The sequence below is a fragment of the Streptococcus salivarius genome (genome assembly GCF_009738225.1).
Taxonomy (GTDB): Bacteria; Bacillota; Bacilli; order Lactobacillales; family Streptococcaceae; genus Streptococcus.
In genome coordinates, this window is the sequence record NZ_CP018187.1 from 2,127,119 (window position 1) to 2,146,328 (window position 19,210).

The following is a 19,210-nucleotide window of genomic DNA, read 5'->3' on the forward strand; positions in this document are numbered from 1 at the left end:
AATTTCTTACAACATATGTTACCACTTTGGAAAGTAATGTCAAGGAATTTTCAGAATATTTTTGTAATTCCGAAAAGATATCCCCGCTATATCAAAACTGACAAAACAAAAAGGAAGCCCTAAGACTTCCTAAATGATTATTCAAAATTATTCAACACTGAAGAGGTATGGATAAACTGGTTGGTCTCCTTGGAAGATTTCAACTTCGATATCTTCGTGAGCCTCTTCCAATTTTTCCGCAAGTGCTTGAGCTTGTTCTTGATTACCTTCTTCGCCGACGTAAATCATAACAATTTCACTGTCTTCGTCAATCATCTTGTCAAAGGTGTCAAGAAGGGCTTGGTCCATATCTGGTGTAGACACAAGGATCTTACCATCCACCATACCAAGGATATCATTTTCATGAATCTCAAGACCATCGATAGTTGTATCACGTACCGCCAATGTCACGCTACCACTTGTTACATCTGAAAGACTAGCTGTCATAGCTTCAACATTGGCTTCGATACTTTGGCTAGGATCAAAAGCAAGCAAACTTGTAAATCCTTGTGGAACTGTACGTGTTTCAACAACAGCCGCATTGACATCTACTACTTCAGCAGCTGATTGCGCTGCCATAAAGATGTTTTTATTGTTTGGCAAGATGATTACATTCTTAGCATTGACCTGTTCAATAGCCTTAACAATATCTTCTGTTGATGGGTTCATTGTTTGACCACCTGAAATCACATAGTCAACACCTTGTGATTTGAAGATATCTGCAAGTCCATCTCCAGCAACAACTGCAATAAGGGCAAAGTCTTTAGGAGCAGAAGGTGTAGCTTGGATAGCTTCTTCTTTTTGAACTTGTGCATCGTGTTGGTTACGCATGTTGTCAACCTTAACTTTAACAAGAGCCCCATATTTAAGACCTTCTTGCATGACAAGACCTGGATCCTCTGTATGGACGTGAACTTTTACAATTTCATCGTCGTTAACCACAAGAAGAGAATCCCCAAGGTTACTCAAGTAATTTTGGAACTCTTCATAGTCAAAGTCTTTCACATAAGTCGGACCTTGTTTGAGACCAATCATGATTTCCGTACAGTAACCGAAGGTAATGTCTTCTGTTGCAACATGACCAGCAACTGACTTATGGTGTTCTGCATTAATCATCTCTGTCATCGTAGCAGGTGTCGCTTGGAAGTCCTCTGAAGCGATATACTCACCTGTGAGGGCTGACAAGAAACCTTCATAAATGAAGACCAAACCTTGACCACCTGAGTCTACCACACCAACTTCTTTCAAAACTGGAAGCATCTCTGGTGTCTTAGCCAAGGCAGCCTTAGCTCCATCGAGAGCTGCACGCATAACCTCAACAGCATCATTCGTAGATTCAGCTTTCTTAATCGCTGCTGAAGCTGCACCACGTGATACTGTAAGGATTGTTCCTTCGACAGGTTTCATAACTGCTTTATAGGCAACTTCAACACCTGCTTGGAAGGCATGAGCTAGATCTTGGCCGTCAAGTTCCGTTTTATCCTTGATACTTTGACCAAATCCACGGAACAATTGTGACGTGATAACACCCGAGTTACCACGGGCACCCATCAAAAGACCTTTAGATAAAATCTGACCAACTTCACCAACTGTTGAAGCTGATTGATCTGCGACAGCTTTGGCTCCGTTATCCATAGTCATTCCCATGTTTGTTCCAGTATCTCCATCTGGTACTGGGAAGACATTGAGTGAATTCACATATTCTGCTTGCTTACCTAAACGTGTTGCTGCCGCTTGGACCATCTCCTGAAGCAAGCTTGTTGTAATTTTAGACACTAGTTTTCTCCTACGACTTTAATATTTTGAACGTAAACATTTACTGTTTCAGCCTTGATACCGAGTTGATTCTCAAGATTAAATTTCACACGTTCTTGAATATTTTTTGAAACCTCACTAATCTTAACACCGTAACTCATAACAGTGTAAACATCCACAGTGATACCTGCATCAGTAGATTTCACGACAACTCCTTTTGCGTAGTTTTCCTTTCCAAGAAGTGCTTGAAAATTATCTCGGATAGCACTCTTACTTGCCATACCGACAACGCCAAAAATTTCTGTTGCTGAACCGCCAACTACTGTTGCGATGACATCATCTGACAATTCGATTTGACCATCTTTTGTATTGATTTTTACAGTCATAATTACTACCTCAAAAAGTTTTTATCAGCTTATTTTACCATATTCGAGCTTACTTGTAAAAAATAAGAAGAAGATACCCTTTGAATAAGAGTATCTCCTCAGTATTTATCATTAAAACTTTCTCTTTACGAGATAACGACGGTACATCACGTAGAGAAAGACCGCACGCCATATATTATCAACAACCGTTGCAATCCAGACTCCTGCAAGTCCCATCCCCAAGCTTACACCCAAGAAGTATCCTGAGAAAATTCGGATAAGCCACATCCCAATAGTCGTTGCATAAAAAGGCATCTTGGCCTTGCCCAGACCTTGCCAGACTGCTGTGTAGACTAAAGTTCCCGAAGTCACAGGATTCCCAAGGAAAGAATAAAGAATAACTACTTGACTGGCTGCAATGGCTGCTTTATTATCTGTAAAGAGGTTTGACAAGCCTTGGCCAAAAAGTAAGATGCTTCCTGAAACCAAAACCATTAAGAAAGTCGAAATCCAGTAAGATTCTCGAATAATACGCTTCATCTGCGCCTTATCCCCTCGACCCAAACTATTGGCAACTAGGATTACCGTCGCTGTCGCTACTCCCATACCAGGCATATAGTTAAACTGGGTAAGGTTTTCACCAATGGCATTACCACCGACAACAGCTGTACCAAAGGTCACAATAATAGCCACAATTACCACATCACCCGCACGCATCATCAGTCGTTCACCTGCAGCTGGTAGGGCAATCCCCAATAACTCCTTGTTAAAAGGTTTGGTAATTTCAAACTGCTTCACATCCAATTTCATGGCTGTCCATAGAATCACTGTCCCAACCAGACGAGAAAAAACCGTTGCTGTCGCTACCCCAATAATTCCCCAATGGCCAACAAATATGGCTAAAGAGGATAAAATAGCATTAAGCACATTGGTCAAAAGACTGACAACCATGGAAATACGAGGGCGCCCCTTGGCTCGTAGAATATTACCAAAAGTGGTCATCAAGCCTAAAAAGACCACTCCACCACCGACAAGGGCTAGATAGAGACTACCAGCCTGAGTCACCGATTGCTCAGTACCCAGAAGATTAAGAATGGCTCCACCACCAAAAATAGAGAGTAGACCCAAGACAAGACTAAGAGCAAGGGTAATAATAATAGCATCCCAGGTGTCTCTGTTAGTCGCTTTAACGTCTCCTTTTCCTAGGCTTCTAGCAATGACACTAGCACTCGAAGCCCCCAGGGCAATGAAGATAGCTTGATAAATCGTAATGATATTATTGGCCACGGAAACCCCCGATATAGCAACAATACCAACCTGAGCTACTAGGTAAGAATCGACAACCCCCATCAACATTTGTAAGAGGTTTTCAGCCATAGCCGGTAAGGCTATGTTTAAAATTTTCTTTGTTTCTGTCATCATATTTTCTTTTATATTGATAAAAATAGGGCTGATTTCTCAGCTCCTATTTTTTTATTCTTATACACCAAGATAGCTTTCAACTGCTTTTTGCATATCAGCTGCAGCAACAACTGTTTTATGGCGAACTTCTGCACGTTCAAGTCCATCTACAGCAGCTGGGATAGCTACACCTGAAAGTTGATGCAAATCTTCTACCGCTTTGAAGTCATCACCACTGTCTTTACCAGTAACAGCTGAAACAGCCACACGTGGGAACTTGTATGGGCTAGCTGTTGAAGCGATAACAGTTGGGGTGTGATCATCTGTCTTTTGAACATAGGCTTCGTAAACAGCTGAGGCAACTGCTGTGTGAGGATCTTCAATATACTTGTCTTCCTCATAAACACGTTTGATTTCAGCAGCTGTTTCATCCTCAGTTGCAAATCCTGCTGCAAACAAATCAAGAATATCTTTATCTTCATCAGCCAAAGTGTACTCACCCTTAGTCACAAGTGCATCCATAAGCTCTTTAGTCTTAGCTGCATCATTACCAAGAAGGTGGAAAATCAAGCGTTCTAAGTTAGAAGATACCAAGATATCCATAGAAGGACTTGTTGTTACCTTGAAGTCGCGTTTCTTGTCATAAGTACCTGTTGCAAAGAAGTCTGTAAGGACATTATTTTCGTTAGAAGCACAGATTAATTTACCAACTGGGACACCAATTTGACGTGCATAGTAAGCCGCCAAGATGTTACCAAAGTTTCCTGTTGGTACTGTGAAGTTAACCTTATCTCCGTTTTGGATATGACCTGCCTTCACCAACTGCGCATAGGCATACACATAGTAAACCACTTGTGGTACCAAACGACCAACATTCATTGAATTAGCTGATGAGAATTGCGTATGATGAGCCAACAATTTCTCACGCAAGTTAACATCATTAAACATACGTTTCACATCGGTTTGGGCATCATCAAAGTTACCATCAATGGCAATAACGTGAGTGTTAGCTCCTATTTGAGTGGTCATTTGCAATTCTTGGATTTTTGAAACACCGTCTTTTGGATAAAAGACAATAATTTCAGTTCCAGGAACATCTGCAAAACCAGCCATAGCAGCCTTACCAGTATCACCTGATGTCGCTGTCAAAATAACAATCTTATTATCAACACCTTGCTTTTTAGCTGATGTTGTTAGCAAGTAAGGCAAGATTGAAAGGGCCATATCTTTAAAAGCGATAGTAGAACCATGGAAAAGTTCAAGGTTGTAGTGGTTCTTAAGTTTAACTACTGGTGCAATAGCAGCTGTATCAAACTTGTCGTCATAAGCATTTGTGATACAGTAATCTAATTCCTCTTCCGTAAAATCATCCAAGAAAGCTGACAAGACCAATTTAGCAACTTCTTGGTAAGAAGCGTCTTTCAATTGATCAAAGTCCAAAGCAACCTCAGGTGTTGACAATGGTGTGAACAAGCCACCATCTGTTGCCAAACCTTGAAGAATAGCTTGACTAGCAGTTACTTTATTATTTTCGTCACGTGTTGATTGGTATACAAGTGTCATGGTAAATCCTCTTTTTAGATAGTCTGTGGCTCTATTGTAGCATAATTGTCAGAATATTTCTACACGTTTTATGACTTGTGGAAAAATCATTCGGATATCACCCCATTTTCTCCTCTCAAAGACATGAAAAAATCCGGAATAGCTATTCCGGATGTCATCTTAAAATTTATCTTTGGTGTCATTCTTAGTTGAGAAAGTGATATCTTTTGATTTCCCATCACCACTAAGCGTTACTTTCTTATCTTTTTTAGTCACTTTTAGCTCTTGACCTTTTTTCACATTGAGACTATCGATATCAACGTCTTTGTTGACAGAAGTAACAGTCATCTTATGTCCCAAACGGCTAACCTTCCCTTTGAAAAGGATTGTCGTTGTTTCGCCTGTCTTCGAATCATACTTTTGACCGCTGTCTTTTGCAGCTTTTTCAAGAGCTTCATCAAGTTCTTTTTCTATGGTTTCCTCACTATAATAGTTTTCAAAGGAATCTCCATAGAAGGCTTTAAATAAATCTCCAAAGGCTGAGAAGGACTTCTGAACCCTCTCACGATAGTCCTTGATATAGGTTTTCTTATCAAAAGTATAGCTAGCAGTCACCTTCGCATTGCTACCTTTTACTTTCATGGTTACAGCAGTATCTTTAAAGTACTTTTCAAGCTCCTTACTATCCAAGTCTGTCAAACTTTCAGACATGCTTGAGCTATACTCTCTACCTAGAGAACTACTGTACCATTTGCCATCAATATTACCTGTCACATAACGGTAAGTCATAAAGCCACCGATACATAAGAAGACAAGGACTACTGCTGACAAAACTGAGACTAGGATGCGTTTTTTCTTTTTGGGATCCATTGGTTTTTTAGGAGCCAAATTTGCCATAGCTGCTTGTCCTTCTGGAAAAGGAACCGTAGAAGGTGCAGTTGCTGTTACTACTGGTGCCGTTTCAGTTGGTAGAGGACTAGTACTTGTCTCGACGATTTCTGCCTCAACCTTAATAGGTTCAGTAGTAGCTGTATCTTCAGTTTTAGCCGGTGCTTCATTAACAAACTCCCCAGCTTTCAAAGCATCCGCCATTTCCTGAACACTCGGCTTACGTCCGTTTACCGTTTCAAAATAGTCCAACCATTCTGCTCTTGTCATTTATATTCCCCTTTAATTTCCTTTTTTATTTATTTTTTTGTAAAGCTAATGTCACCAAATTCACTGTGTGCCTTAATAGTAAAGCCTCCATTGTTAGGCGTATAATCTAATACATCACCTTTTTTAAAAGCATCTGAATCTCCAGCCTTATCCACAGTGATTGTTTGCTCCCAACGGTTAATATCACCCGTAAAAGCAGTTGTTGTGACACGACCGGTTTTGGCATCGTAGGTATAACTCTTTGGAAGTTCTTTCTTCACCGTCTCGTCAAACTGTTTATAGTAGTCTTTTTCTGACAATGAATAACTATCAAAAACCTCCGAGAACTCCTCGCCGTACTGACCTTTCAATTCAGTAACTCTACTCTGGTAAGCCTGATAAAGGTCTTTACGATTGTAAACAAAGCTCACTTTTAAGTGAGCCTTATTGTCAGTAATAGTCATTACTGTATTGATATCGGTGATAAGATCTTGACCTTGTGGTAAAGCGTTACTAACTTTATTCTTAGTATTAGCAGTATCTTTCAGAGTGGCTAACATTTTCTCACTAAAGGTTGGGCTTGTCCAATCGCCCTCAATGCTTGCGGCTCGATAACGGTATCCCATCACGAGACAAACAATTAAAAGTATGGTGAGTATCGCTGCAATCACACCTGATATCATCCCCACAATATTCTTTGAGGTTACTGGCTCCTTTGATTCTTTTACTTGTTGACTAGGATTGAATTGAACACTCACCATCCTATCAGCATTAAACTCTTTAAACTTATTAGTCGCTCTATTTCCTGCTGCAGAAGCCACTGGTGGCTTCAATTCACGAGACTTGAGAGGATGTGATGTTTCACCCAAACTAAGCCCTTCTTCTTTTGTCATAGGAATCTCCTTATCTCGCTGTAAGGTTATTATAACAATTCTTAAAGCGTTTTTCTATCTTATTCGGGAAAGTCCTTTATTTTTAATTTGGATAAACACTCTAATATAGAAGGTTTCTAGCAAAAAAAGTAGCCCTTATAGAGCTACTTTAGTCTATCGCTTATCCTTTATAATCAAAGGCAATTTCGATGATTTCTTTCAATTCTGAAATAAGTGGTTCTTTCGGATTAGCTGTTGTACATTGGTCTTCATAAGCATGTTCGGCCAAAGTATAGGCAGTGTCTTGAAGAAGTTTCTTAGTAACACCTTGTCCCTTCCAGTTCATGGCAATACCAACGGCAATACCCAATTCGTATACTTTTTGTGCCAAAACTTCAACCAATTCAGCATCTGATTGCTTGTCAGTACCCCATCCCATAAAACGAGCGATATCTGCGTAATCTTTGTCTGCACGGAAGTAGTCATATTTAGGGAACATAGCGTGTTTTTGAGGATCACGACCGTTGTAACGGATAACGTGAGGCATCAAAATCGCATTAGTACGTCCGTGTGGAATGTCAAACATAGGACCAACCTTATGAGCTAGTGAGTGGTTGATACCAAGGAAGGCATTGGCGAAGGCCATACCAGCCATTGTTGACGCATTATGCATCTTTTCACGTGATTCTTCATCACCAAAGCGGTAAGAATGTTCAAGATTTTCAAAAACAAGTTTAATCGCTTGGAGTGAAAGCCCACGTGTATAGTCACTAGCCATGACTGATACATAAGATTCAATAGCGTGAGTCAAAACGTCCATACCTGTATCTGCTGTAACGCTGGCAGGTACACTCATAACCAAAGCAGGGTCAACGATAGCAATGTCCGGAGTCAAAGCATAATCTGCCAATGGGTACTTGATATGAGTTTCACTATCAGTGATAACCGCAAATGACGTTACCTCTGAACCTGTCCCTGAAGTTGTTGGGATACAGATGAATTGTGTCTTCTGAGCGTAAGGAATCTTGTAAGTACGTTTACGGATATCCAAGAATTTTTGTTTAGCACCGAAGAAGCTTACATCTGGGTGTTCAAAGAACATCCACATAGCCTTAGCAGCGTCCATTGCAGAACCACCACCAAGAGCGATGATTACATCTGGTTGGAAATCTACAAAGCGTTCCAAACCTTTATAAACGGTATTAGTAGATGGGTTTGGCTCAACATCTGAGAAAACATCTACTACCGGTCTGTGGCGGTTAAGTTCCAATTGGCGTTTAACCAAGTCTGCATAACCAAACTGAACCATACCAGGGTCACAAACCAACATCACGCGCTCAGCTTCAATGTGACGCAAGTAAGTTATTGAATCTTTTTCGAAGAAGATTTTTGGTGGGACGCGAAACCATTGCATGTTATTGCGACGCTTTGACAATGTTTTAACATTCAAGAGATCAAATGAGCTAACATTGTGTGACACTGAGTTATGACCGTGTGAACCACAACCAAGAGTCAATGATGGGATCATGTTATTGTAGATATTACCGATACCACCTTCAGCTGATGGGCTATTAACCAAGACACGGCAGGCTTTCATACGGATACCATATTGGAGTTGGAGCTCTTCATTTTCAGTGTGGATAACAGCAGTGTGTCCAAGACCACCCAAATTGAGCATACCTTCTGCTTTTTTGAATCCATCTTCAACGCCATCAGATTTGATAAGAGCAAGTACTGGAGATAATTTTTCCAAGGCAAGTGGGTGTTCCATTGTTGCATCTGGAATTTCTGCCAAAAGCATTTTTGTACCTGCAGGAACTTTAAGGCCAGCTTTTTCAGCAATTTCAATAGCTGAGTGACCTACAATGGCACCATTTACAGCTGTACGCGCTTCATTAAGAACGACTTTTTCCAATTTAGCAATGTCAGCTTTTTTAGAAATGATGACACATTGATGTGCTTCAAATTCAGCCTTAACTTCGTCATAAATAGCTGCATCAACGATAGCTGCTTGTTCAGACGCACAAATCATACCATTATCAAAAGTTTTTGAAACGATGATATCGTTGACCGCACGTTTAACCTTAGCATCAGCAGCGATATAAGATGGGACGTTTCCGGCTCCTACACCAAGCGCTGGTTTACCAGTTGAATAAGCAGCCTTAACCATTCCAGGTCCACCAGTCGCAAGTACTGTGGCAATCTTAGGATGGTTCATCAAAAGACCAGTTGCTTCGATAGATGGCTCTTCAATCCACTGGATGCAGTCCTTAGGTGCACCTGCTTCAATAGCTGCATCACGAACAATACGAGCAGCCTCTGCAGATGATTTCTGAGCTGATGGGTGGAAGGCAAAGATGATAGAGTTACGTGTCTTAAGAGCAATGAGGGCTTTGAAAATGGTTGTTGAAGTTGGGTTAGTTGTTGGTGTAACCCCACAGATAACACCAACCGGCTCAGCGATAGAAACCAAGCCTTGTTCTTTATCTTCAGCAATAACGCCTACAGTTTTGTCATATTTAATACTATTCCAAATGTATTCAGAAGCATACATGTTCTTGATGGCTTTATCTTCGTAAATACCGCGCCCTGTTTCATCAACGGCCAATTTAGCCAAATACATGTGTTTATCTAGAGCAGCAATCGCAGCTTGGTGAACAATATGGTCCACTTGCTCCTGCGTAAAGTTAGCCATAGCATCAAGGGCTTCAACCCCTTTTGTTGCCAATTCATCTATTACTGTTTGAACATCTTTAGTTTGTTTAGTCATATGAAACTCCTTTGAATACTTGTTAAAAACTTCACAAGCTTTAACACAAGTATATTATAGCGTTTTCTAGTCACTATGTAAACCCTTACAACGATAAAAATAAAGAAATCCATCCATTTTTGGACAGATTTCATCATTATTACCAAATAATCACGCGATCTTCTGGGGCACGCCACATGCCGTCGCTCTCTTTAACGTCAAATTCCTTGTGGAATTCGTCGAAGTTTGGTAGTTGAACATTGGTACGGAGTTTTCCTGGTGCGTGGACATCAACACTTGCAAGAAGTTGCATATATTCTGTCCGAGCTTTCATGCGCCAGATGCGAGCAAAGTTGGTGAAGAATTCTTCTGCTGAAAAATCTTCCTCTTTCTTAGCTGCTTCAAGGGCTGCAGCGATGCCTCCTAGATCTGCCACGTTTTCAGAAACGGTCAATTTCCCGTTAATCTTAGCACCGTAAGAGTCTTGCCCTTCAAACTGATCGATGACTTTTTGCGTGCGAGCGGTAAAGGCTTCGTAATCTTCTGGCTTCCACCAGTCTTTCAAGCTACCGTGCTCGTCAAAGGAAGCACCATTGGTGTCAAAGGCGTGTGAAATTTCATGGGCAATGACTGCACCAATTCCGCCGTAGTTGGCTGATGATGATTGGTGAAGGTCATAGAAAGGTGCTTGTAAAATCGCTGCTGGGAAGACGATTTGGTTCTGTTGCGGATCATAGTAGGCATTGACCATATTAGCTGGCATGTGCCATTCGCTCCGATCAACTGGTTGGTTCCACTTGCTCCAAGTATGGGCAACGGAAATTTCGTAAAGGGCTTGAGCATTTTCCACCAAAGTCTTGCTCTCGTCGATAACCTTCTTGGCATACGTTTCTGGTAATTTTTCAGGGTAGCCGATATGAGGTGTGATGACATTGAGCTTGACAATGGCTTTTTTACGAGTCTCAGGAGCGAGCCAGTCTGCTTTTTCTAGACGATCCTTGTAGACCTCAATCATGGTCGCTACTTTATGCTCCACGTCTGCTTTTGCTTCTGGTGAGAATTTTTCACCTGCATACCAGAGTCCAAGCGCTTGGCTATATGGTACTTCTGCTATTGATAAGGCTGCTTTTTCTTTTGGACGAGGTTCTGGAATACCTGCAATCGTACGGCTATATTCACCAGCCAAAACACGGATTTCTTCGGTCAAGAATAGAGTCCAAGAAAGAGCTGCTCCGAGTTTCAATGCAGCATGAAGGGTCTCCCAGTTGGATGCTGAATAGAATGTTGGTGCGAATTCCTTCCAGTAACGCTCTTCTGGCACGATGATTTTATCTGGTGTTTGTCCGATCACTTCTGTAAAGAAGGCATCGAGTGGCAATTCTGGGACCAAGGCCTTGAAATCCGCCCACTCATAGGGATGGTAGAGTTTGTTGTACTCTGATTTTTCTTCGTTTGACAAGACATATTTGGCCAATTCTGCGTCCCCTGCAATGACCTTATCCAGGATATCTTTGATTTCTTCCTCTGAGAAATCAAATTTTGCCAAGAGTTTTTCCATCATTTGACGCCAGATAGCTACTAATTCTGGACCTTTTTCGTTACCTTCTTCATAGTAGGTCGTATCTGGCAAGATGAGAGCCGGTGCTTCTCCCCACAAGACATTCATTTGGGCATTCTTAAAGTCTGGTGACACGCTAAATGGCAAGAGATTTGGTTTGCCAGCTAGTTCATAGGTGCCCAACTTGCTGGTATAGTCTTCAAAAGAAGACAGAGCCTTGATTTCATTGATCAAGGGCATGACTGGTGCCACACCAGCTGCTTCCCGTGCATCAAAATCAGCTACCATCTTGTGGTATTTGACAAAGTTTTGCAGAATGCTATCTTCGGGTAATTCTTCTCCCCGTTGCCATTTTCCGGTAATATCCAACATCAAGTTTTCGATATCTCGATCCAAGTCCATAAAGCCACCAGTCGAAGGTTTATCATCTGGAATGACTGCTGTCTCAGCCCATTTCCCATTGACGTATTCATAAAAATCATCTTGTAAGCGTGTCATTACACTTCCTCCATCAACATTAAAAGTGCTTTCATTATAACAAAATTCCCCAGCAAAAGCATTTACTGAGGAAAGTTTGGCTTATTTTACTAAGATTGCTAGGGTTTGATAAGGCTTAAGACTTACCTTTTCAGCAAGCTCTACATCATCATAGTTGGATAAGAGCACGCGCCCTGACTGATATTCTGCTGGAATCGCTACTTCGACTTCACTTCCATAAAAATTATTGAGTACCAAGAGTTTTTGATCGTCTAAGTAGCGTTCAAAAGCGTAGACTTCTTGACTATCCTCAAATGCTGGCTGATAGCTTCCTTCTGAAATGATAAGCATTTCTTTGCGCAAGCGAATCAATTCTTTATAGAATTTAAAGATTGGTCCATCAATTTCATTTTCAACGTTGATGTCTTTATAAGATTTACCAACTTTCAACCATGGAGTGCCTGTTGAAAAACCTGCATGTTCAGAAGCATCCCATTGCATGGGCGTACGCGAATTATCTCGTGACTTAGCTTGGATAATCTTAAAGGCTTCCTCAGGAGACTTACCTTGATCCAAAAGCATCTGGCAGGCATTGATGGATTCCACATCCACATAGTCTGCCATGGAATCATAGTCTGGATCAATCATGCCGATTTCTTCGCCCATGTAGATATACGGAGTTCCACGTGACAAATGGATGCTAGCTGCTAGCATGGTCGCTCCTTCATTACGGAAATTCTTGATATCCACAAAGCGATTCAAAGCACGTGGCTGGTCATGGTTATTCCAGAAAAGGGCACTCCAACCACCTCGTTCACTCATTTCCTTACCCCATGTATGATAGAGACGTTTGAGCTCTTCAAAATCAAAGGGAGTAATAGTCCATTTTTGTCCATCTTCATAATCTACTTTAAGATGATGGAAGTTAAAGGCCATAGACAACTCGTGACGCTCCGGTGCTGAATAAAGAACACAGTTGTCAATTGTTGTCGATGACATCTCTCCAACTGTCATAAAGCTACCATCAGAACCAAAGGTCGCTTCATTCATCATACGAAGATAGTCATGGACAATTGGTTTATCCGTATAAGCTGGTTTCCCTTCATTTTCAGGGCAATCCACTAAGACTTCATCTTTCCCAATCAAATTGATCACATCGAAACGGAAGCCTTTGACTCCCTTGTCACGCCAGAAGTTGACCACCTTGAACAACTCCTTACGGACATTGGGATTGCGCCAATTAAGGTCCGCCTGTGTTTCATCAAAGAGGTGAAGATGGTATTTCCCTGTATCTCCAAAAGGAGCCCAGGCAGAACCACCAAATTTAGACAACCAATCGGTTGGTTGGTCCTGAATAAAGAAGAAATCTTGATAATACTGGTCTCCAGCCAAAGCTTTTTGGAACCACTCATGCTCCGTTGAGCAATGGTTGAGCACCATGTCTAGCATGAAATCAATCTTGTGCTCTTTTCCAACACGGACCATTTCTTCAAAATCAGTCATGTCTCCAAAGACAGGGTTAACGGCTGTATAGTCTGAAATATCGTAACCATTGTCACGTTGTGGGCTCGGATAGAAAGGATTGAGCCAAACCATATCCACGCCTAACTCTGATAGATAAGGAATTTTTTCAATGATGCCTCTGAAATCACCGATTCCATTTCCTGTAGTGTCCTTATATGATTTTGGATAAATTTGGTATACAACCTTTGTTTTATCTAATGCCATGTGATTTTTCCTCTTTTGTCCTTTATATGTAGAGGTGGAACCGTAACGCCTCCACCCCTTAGCTTATTTTGTTCGATGAGCAATCATGAGAGCATCACCACGTTTGATATCACGTGGAAGATCCCCTTCAACATCTGCTTGGAAATCATCTTGATTTGTAATGATAACTGGAGTCTCAGTGACCAAACCAGCCTTTTTAATAACATCCATATCAAAACTAATCAATTGTTGACCAACAACAACTTTATCACCTTGTTCAACATGAGCCACAAAACCTTTTCCGTCAAGGCTAACGGTATCCATACCAATGTGCATTAGCATTTCAGCACCTTCTTCAGAAACGATGCCTACGGCGTGCTTAGTTGGGAAGAATACTGTCACTGTACCATTTACTGGTGAAACCAATTCGCCTTGACTTGGTTCGATGACTACCCCCTGTCCCATGACACCTGATGAGAAAACTGGGTCTGTGGCTTGGCTAAGTGGTTTAACTTGACCAGCAAGTGGGCTAACAACCTCTGCTGATTCAGCAAGAACAGTTGGAGTCGCAGTATGTGATGCAAATTCAGCCTCTTCTTGAGCTGCAAATTCTTTCTTAAGTTCTGTATCATCTTCTGTCTTAGTAAAGAGACCCGCCTTGCGGAAGAAGAAAGTTAGGACCATAGGTACAATGATAGCAACAAGCATGATTGCTGCAAATGGAATCATATATTTAGGTTGAATTGATAGGATACCAGGCAAACCACCAATACCGATAGAGGCCGCTGTAACGTTAAAGGTTACTGATAGAAGACCTGCGATAGATGAACCAATCATACCCGCAACAAATGGGTAAATATATTTGACGTTAACCCCGAAGAGGGCTGGTTCTGTAACACCAAGATAAGCTGAAATAGTAGCTGGAAGTGAAATTTGAGCCTCACGTTCATCATGACGATGCATAATATAGTAAGCAAAAACAGCTGAACCTTGAGCAATATTTGATAGAGCAATCATAGGCCAAAGAGCTGTTCCACCAGCATCTGCAATTAACTGAGTATCGATAGCATTGGTCATGTGGTGAAGACCAGTAATAACGAACGGCGCATAAAGTGCACCAAAAACAGCACCGAAAAGCCATTTTACAGGACCTGTCAAACCAGCAAGAACCACTGTTGAGAGGGCTTGGCCAATAGTCCAACCAATAGGACCTAAAACAGTATGAGCCAAAATAAGGGCTGGAATCAATGACAAGAACGGTACAAAAATCATTGATACTACTTCTGGTACATGTTTACGCCAGAAAATTTCAAGATAAGAAAGTGATAAACCAGCAAGAAGGGCTGGAATAACTTGCGCTTGATAACCTATACGATTAACAGTAAAGAATCCAAAATCCCAAACCCAATTCTTAGCAATTTCAGACGCTGGTGTCGATGCTACTGAATAAGCGTTAAGCAATTGTGGTGACACCAGACAGATCCCCAAAACAATTCCAAGAATTTGGCTAGTTCCCATTTTACGAGAAACAGACCAAGTAATACCTACAGGCAAGAATTGGAAAATAGCTTCACCAGGTAGCCATAAGAAGTGATTCACACCTGACCAGAACTGCGAAACCTCGGTAATTGTCTTACCGTCAAGCATTGACCAATGCACACCCTCAAGAACATTACGGAAACCAAGAATCAATCCACCAACGATAAGGGCTGGAATAATAGGTGTAAAGATCTCCGCCAAGGTTGTCATAACACGCTGAACTGGGTTTTGGTTGCTCTTGGCAGCTGATTTAGCAGCTTCTTTAGAAACACCTTCAATCCCTGATACAGCAGTGAAATCGTTATAAAAGATTGGCACATCATTACCAATGATAACTTGGAATTGACCTGCATTGGTGAAAGTCCCCTTAACAGCAGGAATGGCTTCGATTGTTTTCACATCTGCCTTCTTGTCATCACCAAGAACGAAACGCATACGCGTCGCACAGTGAGTAACAGCAGTCACATTTTCTTTACCACCGATTGCAGCAAGCAGATCTTTGGCTTCTTGTTCAAATTTACCCATTTGAATCTCCTTTTCTTTTTTGACAATATCTGATTGACTTGATAAACTAATTGTAAACGGTTGCAAATTTGTCTGCAAGTGTTCCGGAATTTTTTTAACATATTTTTTGAAAAAAACATTAGTTGTATGTTTTTTTACCTACAAATGAGGAGGGCGATGAAAAAATACCAGATTATTTATAAGGATTTAGAGAAAGCTATCCATGATCAAAAATATCAAGTGGGAGACTTTCTCCCGACCGAGCAAGAACTGGGTCAATCTTACCAGGTTAGTCGAGACACTATACGAAAAGCATTAACCTTACTCGTTGAAGAAGGCTTGGTCAAAAAGATTCATGGCTCTGGCTCCCAGGTTATTAACCAGGAACAAATCAACTTTCCTGTGTCTGACCTTACTAGTTACCAGGAGCTAATAGTACAACAAGGCCTTAATTCGCAAACCAACGTTATTTCTCTGGATAAAATCATCGTTGATTCCAAACTCTCAGAAAGAACTGGGTTTTCTAATAGCCGACAGGTCTGGCGTGTTGTTCGTCAAAGAGTCGTCGATAGCTGCGCCTCTGTTATAGATATTGATTACCTAGATACTAGCCTTGTTCCTCAACTAAACCGTAGCATTGCTGAACACTCTATTTACGACTACATCGAGAATCAGCTCAACCTTAGCATTTCCCACGCCTTTAAAGAAATCACTATTGATAATGCTACCGATCAAGATAAGATTCTTATCGACCTAGGTAAAGACCAGCACGTTGTTTGTATCCGTTCTAAAGTTTATTTAACTAATGGAAAACAGTTCCAATTTACGGAAAGTCGCCACAAACTTGAAAAATTCAAATTTGTCGATTATGCCAAGCGTCGTCATTGAAAGAAAGGGCTCTGCTCACAGAAAAAGTATCGGACAAGAATGTCCGATACTTTTTAGTTTTTACGGATAGGATCTGCTAGATACTCAGCACGAGCTCCACCAATTAACTTAGGACGACTCGCCAAAGCAGTCACATGAGCACCACCTAATTCTGGAGTAATCGGGCGAAGAGGAACTTGGACCCTCTTCACATGCATACCAATAGAGGTATCCCCAATATCGATACCAGCCTGAGCGACAATTTCCTCCACCTCAACAGGATCCTTCATATAGTCGAAAGCAGCCAGCTGACCACTTCCCCCAGCATGCAAGGTCGGAAGAACATTAACAATTTCCAAATCTTTAGCCATGGCGAGCTCACGCTCAACGACCAAAGCACGATTCAGATGTTCGCAGCCTTGAACAGCCAGGTAAATTCCTTTAGATTCCAAAACTTCAAGAATCGTTTTCACAATTCGTTGGCCAATTTCACGGCTAGAGGCTTTTCCGATTATCCCACCAGCGACCTCACTGGAAGACAATCCCAAGACAAAGATAGCTCCTCGCCCAATAGCGGAACGTTCAACAATATCTTCTACAAGCACACGTGTCTTCTCTTCTAAATCTAGCAACATCACAACAGCCCTCCTTTAGACAACAGCTGTATTCAGGATTCGCACAATAAGATAGTACAGAATCACAAAAAAGATAAGGAAAAATCCCCCTAATAATAATAACTGCCCACGGCGTTTCTTACTTAGATCCCAAGAGAAACCAAATCCCATCAAAAAAGGACCAACACTATAACTTAACATAAACCATAAATCTACGCGTGCTATATGCCAAAAAGAAGAAATAAAGGCCACCAAACCAATTAAGGATAAAATCCAAGAAAAGTCCCAACGATCTGATTTAGCAAAAGCCAAGCCTATTAAGAAACAGCCCAAGGCAGGCATGATAATAAATGATAGGGTCATAAAATAAAACATGCCATTATTATAGCATGTTTTACAGATTCATGTTAGTGGCGGTTAATAACACCATAAGCAATAGTGAATGCAATAGCAGCAACACCTACAACGATTGCCATGACAGCCCAGAACATAGTCATCGCACGGCGTCCCTTACGATTGTTGAAAGGAAGTCCCCAACCAATCATGATAACACCTAGCAATCCAAGCCAGATTTTATAAGTGATAACAATCGCCGCATCAAAATAGGCAAAAGCAACCAAACCTAAACCTAGCAAAGAAATCAAATAAGACCACTTACCCTTCAAAAATGAAGGCAAGGCCCAACCAAATAACACTAAACCTAGTAGAGCAAGAGCTCCACCACCAAAAAATACGGGTACAATATAATTATCAAACATATTCATATTATAGCATATCTTAAAAAGTTAGGAAATAGAATCTATCAACCAAAGCCATACCATCTCTTTAAAATTTGTTCACTCTCAATCACAGATTGATTCGCAGATACTAACTATTTATTTGGGTACAAAAAAACAAGACCCAGAAAGGACCTTGTTTTAATAGCCTAATTGCGCTTTGTTTGCACTACATCTATAATCAAAAGGGACTGACATTTAGAAAGTATGGCAAATCTGTGGCAAAACATAAGAAAAAAGCTTGTCCATATTGGACAAACCCTTTCATTTCAAGCTTATATAGTCTAATTAAGCTTTGTTTGCTGAACCGAATACGTCGATACGTTCTTCAACAGCTTCTGTAATAGCTTCGAAACCTGGTTTCAAGAATTTACGTGGGTCGAAGAGTTTCTTCTTGTCGTATTCTGCTTCATTTGCTTCGTATTCAGCAACAAATTTACGTGTTGCGTTAGCAAATGCGATTTGACATTCAGTGTTAACGTTAACTTTAGCAACACCAAGTTTGATAGCTTCTTGGATTTGATCGTCAGGAATACCTGATCCACCGTGCAATACGATTGGGAAGTTAGGAACAGCTTCTGTCAATTTTTGCAAGTGGTCAAGGTGAAGTCCGCTCCAGTTTTCTGGGTAAGGACCGTGGATGTTACCGATACCTGCTGCAAGGAAGTCGATACCAGTTGCAACCATAGCTTTAGCATCTTCGATTGGTGCCAATTCACCATCACCGATGATACCATCTTCTTCACCACCGATTGTACCAACTTCAGCTTCAACTGATACACCGTTAGCGTGTGCAAATTCAACAACTTTAGCTGCTTTTTCAAGGTTTTCTTCAACTGGAAGGTGTGAACCGTCAAACATAACTGAAGTATAACCTACACGGATACATTCCAAAGCGTCATTGTAGTGACCGTGGTCAAGGTGAATAGCAACTGGTACAGTGATACCCATTGATTCAACCAATTCTTCGATAAGGACTTTACACAATTTGTAACCACCCATGTACTTAGCTGCACCCATAGAAGTTTGGATAAGTACTGGAGCTTGTTTAGCTTCTGCTGCACGCAAGATAGCTTGAGTCCACTCAAGGTTGTTTGTGTTAAATCCACCAACTGCGTAACCATTATCACGAGCTGCTTGGACAAATTTTTCTGCTGAAACGATTGCCATTATAAAGGCCTCCTATATTTTTTTGGGTTTGAACCCGTTTACAAGTTTATTCTATCACAATTGAACTCAAAAAACTAGCTTTTCTACAATTTGTAAGCGTTTTGATTTTTTAATATAAAAAAACCAGTCATGTGACTG

General features: G+C 41.0%; 14 protein-coding genes and 1 pseudogene. 1 reads left to right on the forward strand and 14 read right to left on the reverse strand.

Going from position 1 to position 19,210, the window contains the following annotated elements; translation table 11 throughout:
- Positions 1-147 precede the first annotated feature (147 nt).
- The 10 genes and pseudogenes from BSR19_RS09790 to treP all read right to left on the reverse strand — a co-directional run bounded on the left by BSR19_RS09790 (position 148) and on the right by treP (position 15,666).
- Positions 148-1,815: a DAK2 domain-containing protein gene (locus BSR19_RS09790; RefSeq protein WP_070437464.1), complete on the reverse strand. Its 1,668-nt coding sequence runs from the start codon at positions 1,813-1,815 to the stop codon at positions 148-150.
- The gene (locus BSR19_RS09795) at positions 1,815-2,180 is read right to left on the reverse strand and encodes an Asp23/Gls24 family envelope stress response protein (RefSeq protein WP_002885694.1); all 366 of its coding nucleotides are present in this window, start codon (positions 2,178-2,180) and stop codon (positions 1,815-1,817) included. The genes BSR19_RS09790 and BSR19_RS09795 overlap by 1 nt, the downstream gene beginning before the upstream one ends.
- A gap of 111 nt (positions 2,181-2,291) precedes the next feature.
- Positions 2,292-3,578 (reverse strand): MATE family efflux transporter, encoded by a 1,287-nt coding sequence (locus tag BSR19_RS09800; protein WP_156247096.1) that lies wholly within the window; start codon positions 3,576-3,578, stop codon positions 2,292-2,294.
- Between the two features lie 60 nt (positions 3,579-3,638).
- Complete coding sequence (gene thrC / locus BSR19_RS09805) at positions 3,639-5,123, reverse strand: threonine synthase (protein WP_156247051.1); 1,485 nt, start codon at positions 5,121-5,123, stop codon at positions 3,639-3,641.
- A gap of 159 nt (positions 5,124-5,282) precedes the next feature.
- Positions 5,283-6,260 (reverse strand): hypothetical protein, encoded by a 978-nt coding sequence (locus tag BSR19_RS09810; protein ID WP_156247052.1) that lies wholly within the window; start codon positions 6,258-6,260, stop codon positions 5,283-5,285.
- A gap of 29 nt (positions 6,261-6,289) precedes the next feature.
- Entirely contained in the window at positions 6,290-7,132 is an 843-nt protein-coding gene (locus BSR19_RS09815) for a hypothetical protein (RefSeq protein WP_156247053.1), read from the reverse strand.
- Between the two features lie 160 nt (positions 7,133-7,292).
- Positions 7,293-9,905: pseudogene (adhE, locus tag BSR19_RS09820) on the reverse strand (bifunctional acetaldehyde-CoA/alcohol dehydrogenase); the annotation flags it as partial.
- A gap of 115 nt (positions 9,906-10,020) precedes the next feature.
- A complete protein-coding gene (locus BSR19_RS09825; protein WP_156247055.1) occupies positions 10,021-11,916 on the reverse strand; it encodes a M13 family metallopeptidase in 1,896 nt (631 codons plus the stop codon).
- An 81-nt stretch (positions 11,917-11,997) separates the two neighbouring features.
- Entirely contained in the window at positions 11,998-13,623 is a 1,626-nt protein-coding gene (treC, locus tag BSR19_RS09830) for an alpha,alpha-phosphotrehalase (protein ID WP_156247056.1), read from the reverse strand.
- Between the two features lie 63 nt (positions 13,624-13,686).
- On the reverse strand, positions 13,687-15,666 hold the full coding sequence (treP, locus tag BSR19_RS09835) for a PTS system trehalose-specific EIIBC component (RefSeq protein WP_156247057.1): 1,980 nt from the start codon (positions 15,664-15,666) through the stop codon (positions 13,687-13,689).
- A 156-nt stretch (positions 15,667-15,822) separates the two neighbouring features.
- Between treP and treR the strand changes: the two genes are divergently transcribed.
- Positions 15,823-16,533, forward strand: coding sequence for a trehalose operon repressor (gene treR, locus BSR19_RS09840; RefSeq protein ID WP_156247058.1), 711 nt, complete (start codon positions 15,823-15,825; stop codon positions 16,531-16,533).
- Between the two features lie 53 nt (positions 16,534-16,586).
- Here treR and BSR19_RS09845 read toward each other — a convergent pair whose 3' ends face one another.
- The 4 genes from BSR19_RS09845 to BSR19_RS09860 form a co-directional block, all read right to left on the reverse strand.
- Entirely contained in the window at positions 16,587-17,147 is a 561-nt protein-coding gene (locus tag BSR19_RS09845) for a TIGR01440 family protein (protein ID WP_084915223.1), read from the reverse strand.
- Positions 17,148-17,162: 15 nt separating this feature from the next.
- Positions 17,163-17,501 carry a hypothetical protein gene (locus BSR19_RS09850; protein ID WP_156247059.1) on the reverse strand — a complete coding sequence of 113 codons (339 nt, stop codon included), beginning with the start codon at positions 17,499-17,501 and terminating at the stop codon, positions 17,163-17,165.
- Between the two features lie 32 nt (positions 17,502-17,533).
- Positions 17,534-17,890 carry a hypothetical protein gene (locus tag BSR19_RS09855; protein WP_045001354.1) on the reverse strand — a complete coding sequence of 119 codons (357 nt, stop codon included), beginning with the start codon at positions 17,888-17,890 and terminating at the stop codon, positions 17,534-17,536.
- 300 nt (positions 17,891-18,190) lie between these two features.
- On the reverse strand, positions 18,191-19,072 hold the full coding sequence (locus tag BSR19_RS09860) for a class II fructose-bisphosphate aldolase (RefSeq protein WP_002885816.1): 882 nt from the start codon (positions 19,070-19,072) through the stop codon (positions 18,191-18,193).
- Positions 19,073-19,210: the final 138 nt, after the last annotated feature.

Coding starts and splice junctions, on each gene's coding strand:
- BSR19_RS09800 (WP_156247096.1), bottom strand. CDS start 3,578: ATGACAGAAACAAAGAAAATTTTAAACATAGCCTTACCGGCTATGGCT.
- BSR19_RS09855 (WP_045001354.1), bottom strand. CDS start 17,890: ATGAATATGTTTGATAATTATATTGTACCCGTATTTTTTGGTGGTGGA.
- BSR19_RS09795 (WP_002885694.1), bottom strand. CDS start 2,180: ATGACTGTAAAAATCAATACAAAAGATGGTCAAATCGAATTGTCAGAT.
- BSR19_RS09815 (WP_156247053.1), bottom strand. CDS start 7,132: ATGACAAAAGAAGAAGGGCTTAGTTTGGGTGAAACATCACATCCTCTC.
- treR (WP_156247058.1), top strand. CDS start 15,823: ATGAAAAAATACCAGATTATTTATAAGGATTTAGAGAAAGCTATCCAT.
- BSR19_RS09825 (WP_156247055.1), bottom strand. CDS start 11,916: ATGACACGCTTACAAGATGATTTTTATGAATACGTCAATGGGAAATGG.
- BSR19_RS09845 (WP_084915223.1), bottom strand. CDS start 17,147: ATGTTGCTAGATTTAGAAGAGAAGACACGTGTGCTTGTAGAAGATATT.
- treC (WP_156247056.1), bottom strand. CDS start 13,623: ATGGCATTAGATAAAACAAAGGTTGTATACCAAATTTATCCAAAATCA.
- treP (WP_156247057.1), bottom strand. CDS start 15,666: ATGGGTAAATTTGAACAAGAAGCCAAAGATCTGCTTGCTGCAATCGGT.
- BSR19_RS09850 (WP_156247059.1), bottom strand. CDS start 17,501: ATGTTTTATTTTATGACCCTATCATTTATTATCATGCCTGCCTTGGGC.
- thrC (WP_156247051.1), bottom strand. CDS start 5,123: ATGACACTTGTATACCAATCAACACGTGACGAAAATAATAAAGTAACT.
- BSR19_RS09810 (WP_156247052.1), bottom strand. CDS start 6,260: ATGACAAGAGCAGAATGGTTGGACTATTTTGAAACGGTAAACGGACGT.
- BSR19_RS09860 (WP_002885816.1), bottom strand. CDS start 19,072: ATGGCAATCGTTTCAGCAGAAAAATTTGTCCAAGCAGCTCGTGATAAT.